9 protein-coding genes and 1 pseudogene are annotated in these 11299 nt (G+C 74.9%); 8 read left to right on the top strand and 2 right to left on the bottom strand.

The genetic code is table 11. The features are described from left to right. Positions 1–7: 7 nt before the first annotated feature. The 8 genes and pseudogenes from ACF1AG_RS08535 (at position 8) to ACF1AG_RS08500 (ending at position 8175) form a co-directional block, all read left to right on the top strand. A complete protein-coding gene (locus ACF1AG_RS08535; RefSeq protein WP_359604157.1) occupies positions 8–592 on the top strand; it encodes a DUF5998 family protein in 585 nt (194 codons plus the stop codon). After that, positions 592–1821, top strand: a complete 1230-nt coding sequence (locus tag ACF1AG_RS08530; RefSeq protein ID WP_359604159.1) for a nucleotide pyrophosphatase/phosphodiesterase family protein — start codon at positions 592–594, stop codon at positions 1819–1821. Before ACF1AG_RS08535 ends, ACF1AG_RS08530 begins: the two co-directional genes overlap by 1 nt. Positions 1822–1867: 46 nt before the next feature. Then, positions 1868–2518, top strand: coding sequence for a thymidine kinase (locus ACF1AG_RS08525; RefSeq protein ID WP_359604161.1), 651 nt, complete (start codon positions 1868–1870; stop codon positions 2516–2518). 87 nt (positions 2519–2605) lie between these two features. Continuing rightward, positions 2606–2678, top strand: a pseudogene (locus ACF1AG_RS08520). Positions 2679–2786: 108 nt separating this feature from the next. Further along, positions 2787–3923, top strand: a complete 1137-nt coding sequence (locus tag ACF1AG_RS08515) for a gala protein (RefSeq protein ID WP_359604163.1) — start codon at positions 2787–2789, stop codon at positions 3921–3923. Beyond that, positions 3920–5689 (top strand): ankyrin repeat domain-containing protein, encoded by a 1770-nt coding sequence (locus ACF1AG_RS08510; protein WP_359604165.1) that lies wholly within the window; start codon positions 3920–3922, stop codon positions 5687–5689. Before ACF1AG_RS08515 ends, ACF1AG_RS08510 begins: the two co-directional genes overlap by 4 nt. Positions 5690–5776: 87 nt before the next feature. Beyond that, a complete protein-coding gene (locus tag ACF1AG_RS08505; RefSeq protein ID WP_359604167.1) occupies positions 5777–6970 on the top strand; it encodes an AAA family ATPase in 1194 nt (397 codons plus the stop codon). A gap of 11 nt (positions 6971–6981) precedes the next feature. Beyond that, positions 6982–8175 carry a VWA-like domain-containing protein gene (locus ACF1AG_RS08500; RefSeq protein WP_359604169.1) on the top strand — a complete coding sequence of 398 codons (1194 nt, stop codon included), beginning with the start codon at positions 6982–6984 and terminating at the stop codon, positions 8173–8175. Between the two features lie 140 nt (positions 8176–8315). Here the strand turns inward: ACF1AG_RS08500 and ACF1AG_RS08495 are convergent, their stop codons facing one another. Both ACF1AG_RS08495 and ACF1AG_RS08490 read right to left on the bottom strand, forming a co-directional pair. Further along, positions 8316–10448 carry an SDR family NAD(P)-dependent oxidoreductase gene (locus ACF1AG_RS08495; protein WP_359604171.1) on the bottom strand — a complete coding sequence of 711 codons (2133 nt, stop codon included), beginning with the start codon at positions 10446–10448 and terminating at the stop codon, positions 8316–8318. 92 nt (positions 10449–10540) lie between these two features. Then, entirely contained in the window at positions 10541–11293 is a 753-nt protein-coding gene (locus tag ACF1AG_RS08490) for a TetR/AcrR family transcriptional regulator (protein ID WP_359604173.1), read from the bottom strand. Between the last annotated feature and the right edge of the window lie 6 nt (positions 11294–11299).

Genomic DNA, 11299 nt, shown 5'->3' with positions numbered 1-11299 from the left:
GGGCCACATGGCCAAGACCAGTACGACGACCCAGGGGCTGCGGGCGGCGATCGAGCGCAGCGGCTACTACCCGGCCCTCGTGGCCGAGGCGGTGGAGGCCGCCGTGGGCGGCGAGCCCATCCGGTCGTATCTGGTCCACCAGGAGACGACGTTCGACCAGAACGAGGTGCGGCGGCACGTGACCGTGCTCGTCCTCACCGCCAACCGCTTCATCGTCAGCCACACCGACGAGCAGGCCGCGGACAGCACCTCCCCGACCCCCTACGCCACCACGTCCACCGAGTCGGTCAAGCTCGGCCGGATCTCGTCGATCGTGGTCAGCCGCGTGGTCGCCAACCCGGAGTCGTACAAGCCGGGCACGCTGCCGCGCGAGATCGTGCTCACCATCGGCTGGGGCGCGGTCTCCCGCATCGACCTGGAGCCGGCCGCCTGCGGCGACCCCGACTGCGAGGCCGACCACGGCTACACGGGCAGCTCGACGGCCGACGACCTGAGCCTGCGCGTCAGCGAGGCGGGCGACGGTCCGGAGACCGTGCGCCAGGCGCTCGCCTTCGCCCAGGCCCTGTCCGAGGCGACCGCGGACCTGCGCTGATGGCTCACCCCCCGCCCGCCGCCCACGACCGCGGACACCTGACGCCCGGTGTCTGGGACACCCACCCGGAGCCCCTCCCCGTCGGCTCCGCGCCCGTCCCGGCCTACGGCACCGGCTCCCTGGCCGACCTGCTGCCCACCCTCGCCGCCGGCCTCGGCGTCCCGGGCATGACCGCGGGCATCGGCGAGCTCACCCCCGCCGACCGCAACTGCGTCTTCCTCATCGACGGCCTCGGCTGGGAGCAGCTCAAGGCCCACCCGGAGGAGGCGCCGTTCATGACGTCCCTGCTGTCCGCCTCGCGCGGCGGCACCGGACGCCCGATCACCGCCGGCTACCCGGCGACCACCGCGACCTCCCTCGCCTCCGTCGGCACCGGCCTGCCCCCGGGCGCCCACGGACTGCCCGGATACACCGTGCGCGACCCGGACACCGGCGAGCTGATGAACCAGCTGCGCTGGCAGCCCTGGACCCCGCCGGGCGCCTGGCAGCCGTACCCGACGGTGTTCGAGCTGGCGCACCGCGCGGGCGTGCACGCCGCGCAGGTGTCCTCCCCGACCTTCGCCAACACCCCGCTGACGAAGGTCGCGCTGAGCGGCGGAACCTTCCAGGGGCGGCTGTCCGGCGAGGACCGCATGGACGCCGCCGCCGAGCAACTGGCCGCCGCCGACCGCTCGCTGGTCTACACGTACTACGCGGAGGTCGACGGCGCCGGTCATCGCTTCGGCGTCGACTCCGACACCTGGCGCGGCCAGCTCATGTACGTCGACCGCCTGGTGCAGCGCCTCGCCGAGCAACTCCCGCCGCGCAGCGCCCTGTACGTCACGGCCGACCACGGCATGGTCGACATCCCCTTCGACGAGACGCACCGCATCGACTTCGACGAGGACTGGGAACTGAAGGCGGGCGTCGCCCTGCTCGGCGGCGAGGGCCGCGCGCGCCATGTGTACGCGGTGCCGGGCGCCGCGGGCGACGTGCTGGCGTGCTGGCGCGAGGTGCTCGGCGAGCAGTTCTGGGTCGCCTCCCGCGCCGAGGCGGTCGCGGCGGGGTGGTTCGGGCCGGAGGTCGACGACCGGGTGTACCACCGGATCGGCGACGTCATCGCCGCCGCCAGGGACGACGTCCTGCTCATCGCCTCGGAGCGGGAGCCCAGGGAGTCGGCGATGGTCGGCAACCACGGCTCCATGACCCCTGCCGAGCAGTTGGTCCCCCTGCTCGAAGTACGCTCCTGAAGCGTTCCGCCCTCCCTGATTCCTGCCGAAAGGTTGCCGACCCCTGATGTCCGAGCTGGTGTTCTTCTGCGGAACGATGGACTGCGGGAAGTCGACCCTCGCTCTGCAGATCGAGCACAACCGCTCGGCACGCGGCCTGGTCGGCATGATCTTCACGCGCAACGACCGGGCCGGCGAGGGCAAGCTCTCCTCCCGCCTGGGCCTGGTCACCGACGCGGTGGAGGTCGGCGACGGCGCCGACCTGTACGCCCACCTCGTCGACCATCTTTCGCAGGGCCGGCGCGCGGACTACGTGATCGCCGACGAGGCGCAGTTCCTCGACCCGGAGCAGATCGACCAGCTCGCGCGCGTGGTGGACGACCTGGACCTCGACGTCTACGCGTTCGGCATCACCACAGACTTCCGCTCCAAGCTGTTCCCCGGCTCCCAGCGCCTGGTCGAACTCGCCGACCGCGTCGAGGTGCTCCAGGTCGAGGCCCTGTGCTGGTGCGGCGCCCGCGCCACGCACAACGCCCGCACGGTCGGCGGGGTCATGGTCGTCGAGGGCGCCCAGGTCGTCGTCGGCGACGTGACCGGGTCCACGGACGAGATCGGCTACGAGGTGCTGTGCCGGCGCCACCACCGCCGCCGGATGACGGCGGCGACGGCGCGGGCGGCGGCGCTGGCCCCGGACGTGCTGCCGGTGTCGTCGGGCTGAGGGCGCCGCCAGGACCACGGGTCAGCGCGCTTTTTCCGTACAAGTGATCGAATTCTGCGGCTGGTTCGACTATGATCGTCGACTGGCAAGGCCGTAGCGCAGAGGTCGTCGCGCCCACGCATCAAGCTGGAGGACGTCGGTTCGAATCCGACCGGTCTTGCCGCCCTAGTCGTGGAGAAACGTCGACAGACGTCGGTCCGTCACGGGCGGGCGGGGGCCGTACCGCCCCCGGCGGACCGGACACCGGCGACGGACCGGTGGAGTGGTGATGACGCAGCCGACCCCCGTGCGCTGCCCGGCGATCGAGCACCCGGACGTCCCGGCCGCCGATCCCGCGGGCCTGGACCCGCTGCTCGCGAGGCTCGGCTCGGACCGGGCGGTCGAGGACGACGAGACCTTCCCGCTCGGCACCCTTCGCGCGAACGGCCGGGCCGACCTGTGCAAGCAGGGACTCGGAGCGGCGGGCGCCGCCCGGCTGATGCCCGCCGTGGCGGGCTCCCCGCACGCCCGGCACGTCCTGCTCGGCACCAACGCCATAGGCGACGAAGGGGCATCGGCGGTCGCCCGCGCCCTCGCCGACGGCCACGGTCTACGCACCCTCTACCTGGGCTGCAACCGCATCGGCCCCGACGGCGTCACCGCCCTCGCCGACGCGCTCTCCGCCGACGACACCGTCCGCGCCCTGTGGCTCAAGCGCAACCCCGTCGGCGACGACGGTGTCACGGCCCTCGCCGCGATGCTCCGCCGCAACACCGCACTACGGACCCTCGACCTCGTCAACACCGGCGTCACGACAGCCAGTCTGCGCCTCCTGCTCGACGCCCTCACCAGCCGCCCCCACCCCGTGGAACGCCTCTTCCTCGGCGGAAACGGCCTGACCGCCGACTCCGCGGGACTGCTCGCGGCGCTCGTCCGGGACGCGGGGGTGCGCGAGCTGTACCTGCCCACCAACCACCTCGGCGACCGGGGCGCCGCCGTGCTCGCGGCCGCCGCCGTCGACTCCGCACACCGCGTACGGCTCGGCCTGGGCGGCAACGGCATCGGTCCCGCCGGAGCACGCGCCCTCGCCGACGCCCTGGGCGGCATCGAGACGCTCGACCTCGGGCGGCCCATGTCGGAACGCAGCCTCGGCGCACCCGCCAACGCCACCGGCGACGAAGGCGCCCACGCCCTGGCCTCCGCGCTCCCCGGCAGCCCCCTGCGCCGGCTGGAGCTGCGCCACACCGGCCTCACCGGACGCGGCGCCAAGTCCCTCCTGGCGGCCGTCCCGGACGACTCCCCGCTGGAGTACGTCGGCCTGGGCCCCGGGCTGCCCCGCAAGGTGAAGCGCTCCTTCACCCGGCGTCTGCGGCCCACGACCGCCGCCCACCCCGACCTGCGCGCGATAGGGAGCGTCTACCGGTGAGCCGCCGCACCGCACCCGCGTGCTACTCGCCGGCGACGGCGTCGAGCTGGCGCCGGATCCGCCGCTACGCCGTACCCGGCACCATGATCGAGCGCGCGACCGAACGCCGTCACGCGGGTGACTGGCGGGGCGCCTGCGCGGAGGCCCGGTTCGACGCCGACATCGACCTGGCGGAGATCGCCGAGCACTGCGGCCACGACGTCGCCGCCGCGCTGGAGGACGACCTGCGGCACCTGGTCCCCGACCTGGTGCGCTGGCACCTGCCCCGGACGCTCGACGGCTGGACCACCCTGGCCACCGACCGCACCGTGGTCCTCGCCCGGTACCGGCCGGTCGGCGCGAACGAAGGCCCGCGCGCCACGCCGTACCTGCACCTCACCACGCCCAAGATGCGGCAGGGACCGCAGCGGGTCACCCTCAGCTTCGGCACGCTCGCGGCCGAGGGGCCGGTCGGCGTCTTCGACGGCATGACGGAGGACTGGCGATACGCCCGGCACCTCTGGGACGCCCGGCACACCGTGGCCCTGCGCGAGCATGCGGGCGGTCCTGGACGGCTCCCGTTCTTCGACGCGGAGGGCGGACTGCTCGCCCCGGACGCGCTGCCCTCCTCCGACCCCGGTGACGGCGACCCGGCCGCACGGGCCGAGTGGGCGACGCTGCTGCACGAGAAGGGGGAGACCCAGGAGGCCTTCGCCGCCGCCGGGATCGACGCCGACCTGTCGGTGCCGGGCACCGTCCCCCGCTGGTACCGGGTCAATTCGACGGCGCTCGTCGACAGCCTCGCGTTCGACCACACCCGCCTGGCGCGGGAGGTCGGCCGGCTGCGGGGCGAGGGCGTCGGCGACCGCTTCCTGCTCCCCGCCGACTGGCGCACGCGTCTTCTGCTGGAACCGACGGCCACCGGTCTCACGCTGAGGGTCGTGGACAGCGAGGAGGTACAGGACCTCCCCTTCCTTCCCGGGACGCTCTGGCGCAGGCTCCCCGACCTCGATCTGCTCCGGGTGGGCGGGATCGAGCCGGAACACCTGCATCCGCTGGTCGGCGAGGCTCTGTTCCCCGGCGTCCGCCCCGACGGCGGAATCGACGGCGGAATCGGCGGACCACCGGGCCCCGAGGCCCCTCCGCCCGTCCGGGTGCGCTGCCGGGGCGAGTGGCACGAGGTCGGCTTCCGGCCGGGCGCCCTGCTCCGGATGCCGCACAGCGACGAGGAACAGCAGCGCGAGCGGGCCCTGCGCGCCTTCGGCGGTGCCGTCGCCGGGTGCTTCGCCGTGGAGCAGACCTGGGCGTCGGGCGACGGCCGGCTGCCGAAAGCACTCCGCGCCCAGCGCAGCGACCTGTTCCTCCGCGCCCAGCACGGCGACATCGACGGCGTGCTCCGCCTCCTCGACCTGGGCATGGACTGCCGCGTCCGGGACGCCGCCGGACGCTCGCTGCTCCACATCCTCAACCTCGTCGACCACGAGCAGCTGCTGCCCCGGCTGCTCGCGGCGGGGCTCGACCTGGAGGCGCGGGACGCGCAGGCCCGAACCCCACTGTTCACGGCGGTCGCCGAGGGAGGCTCCAGGGCTCTCGTGGAGGCGCTGCTCGAGGCGGGCGCCCGGATCGACGTCGAGGACCGCATGGAGCTGTCGCTGGCGCACGTCGTCCGCCGTTACCGCCGCTCCGACCTGGCCTTCCTGGAGAAGCGCGTGAGGGAGGAACATCCGGACGTCGGCGCCGACTGGTGGGACGACCATCTGTTCCGTGACGACGAGGACGACGACTGACGCGCCCGGCGCGACAGCCACCGACCCGCACCCGTCCCCGCCCGGCGGGAGCCCGCCCAGCACAGCGAGTAACCGAGGAACCCAGCCGTGACCACCACCCCCGCCCCCGACCCGCTGGTCGGCGCCGACGCCCTCGTCACCCGGCTGCGCGCGCGCCGCACGGAACCCGCCGGCAGCCCCCAACTGGAGGCGCTCTCCCTCGCGGTGACGGCCAACCAGCCCGTCCTGCTGTGGGGCGAACCCGGCATCGGCAAGTCGGCCGGACTGGAACAGCTCGCGGCCGGACTCGGCCTCCCGCTGGAGACGGTCATCGCGAGCGTCCACGAGCCCTCGGACTTCGCCGGGCTGCCGATCGTCGGCGAGGACCCGGCGGCGACCGGCGTGCCCATGGCCCCGCCCGACTGGGCGGTCCGTCTCCGGGACGCCGGGCACGGCCTGCTTTTCTTCGACGAGTTGTCCTCCGCGCCCCCGGCGGTGCAGGCGGCACTGCTGCGGGTGGTGCTGGAACGCCGGATCGGCAGCCTGGTCCTGCCCGACGCGGTGCGGATCGTCGCCGCCGCCAACCCGCCGTCGAGCGCGGCGGACGGCTGGCACCTCAGCCCGCCGCTCGCCAACCGCTTCGTCCATCTCCACTGGACCCACGACCCGGCCACGGTGGCACGAGGCATGGCCGGAACCTGGCCGGAGGCGACGGTCCCGGTCGTCGACCCCGCCAAGGTGCCCGGCGCCGTGGCGCGGGCGCGCGGCGCCGTCTCCGGATTCCTCACCGCCCGCCCCGGCCTGGTCCACCAGCTCCCCGGCGACGCGGAAGCCCGGGGCCGCTCCTGGCCGTCCCCCCGCACCTGGGAGATGGCGCTGCGGCTGCTGGCCACGGCGTACGCGACCGGCGCGGGCCGTGAGGCGACGGCCGCCGCGCTCACCGGGGCCGTCGGGGACGGCGCGGGCATCGAACTGCTGTCGTACCTGGAGCACCTGGACCTGCCCGACCCCGAGCGGGTCCTCGCCGACCCCGGCGCGTTCGCGCTGCCGGACCGCGGCGACCGGCAGCTGGCCTTCCTCATCGCGATCGTCGCCGCCGTGCAGAGCGACCTCACGCGGCCCCGCTGGGAAGCCGCCTGGGCCGTGCTGGCCAAGGCGGTGGACGCGGGCGTGCCGGACGTGGCGGCCCGTGCCGCCACCGACCTCGCGGCGATGCGCCGGCTGGACTGGCCCGTACCGCCCGGCATCGACGCGTTCCTGGACCTGCTGCGGCTGTCCGGGGCCCTGCCCGGCGGCCGTTGAGACGAGCGGGCATGACGGACCCCCGCGGCGGCCTGGACCGCACCAAACTCCTCGCCGCCCGCTACCGCGCGGCACACGACCGCCCCTACCTGGCGTCGGCGCTGTACGCACTCGGCATCGTGGCGAGCAGCGCGGTGCCGACGATGGGCGTGGACCGGCACTGGCGCTGCTACGTCTCGCCCGCGTTCGTCGATGCGACGCCCGTCGAGGAGCTGGCGGGCGTGTGGATCCACGAGGTGGCCCATCTGCTGCGCGATCACCACGGCCGCGCCGGACGGCTCCCCGCCGCCGACCAGCGCGACCACTACCGCGTCAACGTCGCCCAGGACTGCGAGATCAACGACGACCTCCTCGCCGACGGCCTGCGCCTGCCCGCCGGACGCGTGGAACCCCGTCTCTACGGCCTGCCCGACGGCCGGCTGTTCGAGGAGTACCTGCCGATACTGCCCCCGCACGTCCGGGAGCACGACTGCGGTTCGGGCGCCCACGGCACCTCCGCACCGTGGGAACTCCCGCAGACCGACGGCCCCGACGGGGTCGGTGAGGCCGAGGCGCAGGCACTGCGGCGGCACACCGCCGAGGCGATGCGCGCCCACCTGCGCTCCCGTGGCACCCTGCCCGGCGGCTGGCAGCGCTGGGCCGAGGAGGTCCTGGAACCCACGGTCGACTGGCGGCAGGCCCTGACCGGCGCGGTACGGGAGGCCGCCGCCTGGGCGGGCGGCGCCGTCGACTACACCTACCGCCGCCCTTCGCGCCGCACCCCGGCACTGCGCGGTGTGGTCCTGCCGAGCCTGCGCCGTCCGCTGCCCCGGGTGGCCGTCGTCGTCGACACCTCGGGCTCGATGGGCGACGCGGAACTCGCGGCGGCGCTGGGCGAGATCACCGGCGTCCTGCGCGAAGTCGGCGTGCGCGGCAACCGCGTCACCGTCCTCGCCTGCGACGCCGATGTGCACGCCGTGTCGAGGGTGACGTCGACCGAGCAGGTCACGCTCGGCGGCGGGGGCGGCACGGACATGCGCGTCGGCATCGACGCCGCGCTCGCCTCCCCGGAACGCCCGTCGGTCGTGATCGTCCTCACCGACGGGTTCACCCCCTGGCCCGCCGAAACGCCGTCCTGCCGTCTGATCGCGGCCCTGATCGGCGAGGACGCGCCCGAGCCGCCGCACTGGGTGGAGACGGTGCGCGTCCCGGCCGCCCCCGTCTGACAGGCCACGTCGAGCAGCAGTTCACTCAGTTCGACCGACATCGTGATCATGCAGTCGTGCCCCACCCTGTGCGAGGCCACCGCACCCCTGCCGCAGTGGTCCCTCAGCAACCAGGACAGCATCCACACCGGCCGGGACGCCTACGACTCCCGGTCCGGGACGGCTACGCCGACGCCCTCCTGGTCGGCCCGCCCGTACCGCCTCCGCAGCCCTTCCGCCAGCGGGGCCTTCGCGAAGGCGCCCGCCGCCACCCGTGCCGCGACCGTGCGGCGCACGATGCGGTCGGCCAGGGCCGGGGCGTGGCGGGCCAGCGCCATCTCCGCCCGGCCGCGCCGTGTCGTCGCCACGTCACGCGGGGCCCGCCGCGCGGTCACCGCGGCGACCACCGCCGACACCACGCCCTCCAGCGGCTCCGGCCGCGACACCCCGTCCAGGGAGAGGCCCGCCTCGCGCGTGCTGTCGTGGATCGGGCTGCGCACCATGCTCGGATAGACGGTCGTCACACCGACGTGCGTGCCGACCTCCAGCCGCAGCGTGTCCGCGTACGCGGCGAGCGCCCGCTTGGACACCCCGTACGCGGCGGCCAGCGGCAGCGGCAGGACCGCCATCCGCGAGGCGATGAACACCACCCGGCCACGCGCCCGTTCGAGATGGGGGAGGGCCGCGCCGGTCACCTCCCACGCGCCCAGCAGGTTGAGATCGAGCTGGGCGTGGACCTCCGTCGACGGCCGCAGCTCCGCCGGCGCCGGCCCGCCCCGGCCGGCGTTGTTCACCAGCACGTCCACGCCCCCGCCGAGCAGCCGTACGGCCTCCTCGACGCCCTTCGTCACCGACTCGGGGTCGGTCAGGTCGCAGCCCACCACCGGCACCGGCGCCGACGCGTCGGCGTGCAGGTCCAACCCGACGACCCGCGCGCCGAGTTCGGTGAAGCGCTCACCCAGCGCCCGCCCGAACGTCCCCGCCGCGCCCGTCACGATCACCCGCCGCCCGGCGAGCGGCGTCGCCCTCCGTACGCCCTCCAGGTCCCGCGCCACCTGGCGCAGGTACTGGTCCACGTCGATCCGCATGTGCGGCCGCTTGTCGCCCCAGCGTTCCCGTGCCGCGTGCAGTTCGGCGGTGACCGACGCCAGCATCCGGTCCCGCGACGGCCTGCGGAGCCGCCCGGTCACGTACGCGGCGAGCAGCCGGCTCTGCGCCTCCACCACCGGCAGCGCCGACCCCGTCGACTGCATCAGCCCCACGAAGGACAGGGCGTCGTCGTCCAGCGGGAACACATGCCGGTACAGCGGCAGCCGGGCCGGGTCCGGCACCAGGGCGGGGTCGAGGAACGGCACGGTCGCCCGGTACCCGGTGCACCACAGCACATGGTCCACCTCGTCCTCCCGCCCGTCGGTGAAGCGCACCCGGCGCCCCTCGAAGCGCTCGATGCCCGCCCGGACGCCGATCTTCCCGGCGCGCACAAGACCGGGGACCGTGTCGCTCAGCGTCGGGTGGTCCTGGAGCACGCCCTCGGGCGACGGCGGAAGCCCCGGCCCCTCCGTGCCCCGGGCGGCCAGCCGCAGCATCGTCTGCGAGATCCGCTGGCGCAGCCGCCACGGCAGCACGGCCGCCAGCGCGCCGTTCCACTGGTCGGTCGGGCGGCCGAACAGCGTCTTCGGCAGCACCCACACCCCGCGCCGGGCGGAGATCAGCACCTCGTCCGCCTGCCCGGCCAGCTCCGTCGCGATGTCCATGGCCGAGTTGCCCGTGCCGACGACCAGCACCCGCCGCCCGGCGAACTCGGACGGCTCGCGGTAGGCGTGCGCGTGCGAGGTGCTGCCCTCGAACGCGCCGGGGTACGGCGGTTCGGGCAGGCGTGGCGTGTGGTTGTGCCCGTTGGCCACCACGAGATGCGCGACCGTCTCCTCGTACGCGCCGTCGGGGCCGGTCAGTTCGAGCCGCCAGCCGTCCTCGGTGCGCCGCGCCGCGGTCAGTTCCGTGCCGGTGCGGAAGTGCCGGGGGACGTCGACGCGTTCGGCGTAGTCCTGCACGTAGGCGAGGAGCTGGGCGCGCGTCGGGTAGTCCGGCCACTCCGCCGGCATCGGATGGTCGGCGAACTCGGTGCGCCGCTTGGACGTGTTGAGCCGCAGCCCTTCGTACGCGGCGGTGTCCTGGGAGAGCCGCCACAACCCGCCCAGCTCCTGAGCGCGTTCGACGCCGAACACCTCGACGCCCGCCTGGAGCAGCGCCTTCACGGCCGCGATCCCCGCTGTGCCGCCGCCGACGACGGCCACCCGCCCCGGTCCCCCCGTGCCCCGCCCTGCGCCCATCGCGTCCGTGCCCTTCCCCGAGCCGCGCGGCCGCCGCGTGCGGCCGCTCCGTGGAGTTATTCCAACGTGTGATGGATTATTACGTCAGTCCCGTCACCGGCACCAGACCCCGACGGCGCCTGTGCGGGCCCCGGCCCGTACAGGGCGTCGAGGAAGCGGCGCACCCACAGCCGGAACTCGTAGCGCTCCCGCTCCCGGTCGGCGGGGGAGGCGGCGGCCAGCGCGGTGACATGGCCGTGCGCCGCCCACACCAGGCTGCGCACCGTGACGTGCGGCGTGGTCTCCCGGACCGTGCCCGCCTGCGCCGCCTCCAGCAGTGCCTGCTCCACCTCGCCGTACAGCGGCAGCGCGTACGCCCGGTCCAGCCCCGTGCCGCGCGCCGGGTCCAGCCAGCGGCGCAGCCACAGGAACGTGGTGTGCGGATGCTCCTCCAGGAAGTCCACGAAGCCGTCCGCGAGCGCCCGCAGCGCCGCCGCCAGCGGCTCCCCGCCGGCCGTCGCGGCCTCCCGGAGGCCCGCCACCAGCGGGGCCAGCGCCTCCCGCTCCGCCGCGTGCACCCGCTCGAAACAGGCGTCGTACAGCTCCTCCTTCGCGGGGAAGTGGTGGTGCAGGCTCGACACGTCGATGCCGACCCGCGCCGCGATGTCGCGCAGCGACGTCCCCTCGGGGCCGCGCGCGGCGAACAGTTCCGTCGCCTCCCGCAGGATCAGTTCGCGGGTGGACGGCCCGTCCCGCTCCGCCCGGCGGGGCCGGCCGGGTCCGCGCCGGGCGGGCCGCGCGGCGGAGGGTGTCTCGCTGCTCTTCCTCATCCGGCA

The sequence above is a fragment of the Streptomyces sp. NPDC014764 genome (assembly GCF_043082785.1).
Lineage (GTDB): Bacteria > Actinomycetota > Actinomycetes > Streptomycetales > Streptomycetaceae > Streptomyces > Streptomyces althioticus.
This window is presented reverse-complemented; position numbering and strand designations above follow the sequence as displayed.

Bases quoted from the DNA above. Each gene is read 5' to 3' on its own strand.
- ACF1AG_RS08535 (WP_359604157.1), top strand. From the start codon at position 8: ATGGCCAAGACCAGTACGACGACCCAGGGGCTGCGGGCGGCGATCGAG.
- ACF1AG_RS08530 (WP_359604159.1), top strand. From the start codon at position 592: ATGGCTCACCCCCCGCCCGCCGCCCACGACCGCGGACACCTGACGCCC.
- ACF1AG_RS08525 (WP_359604161.1), top strand. From the start codon at position 1,868: ATGTCCGAGCTGGTGTTCTTCTGCGGAACGATGGACTGCGGGAAGTCG.
- ACF1AG_RS08515 (WP_359604163.1), top strand. From the start codon at position 2,787: ATGACGCAGCCGACCCCCGTGCGCTGCCCGGCGATCGAGCACCCGGAC.
- ACF1AG_RS08500 (WP_359604169.1), top strand. From the start codon at position 6,982: ATGACGGACCCCCGCGGCGGCCTGGACCGCACCAAACTCCTCGCCGCC.
- ACF1AG_RS08490 (WP_359604173.1), bottom strand. From the start codon at position 11,293: ATGAGGAAGAGCAGCGAGACACCCTCCGCCGCGCGGCCCGCCCGGCGC.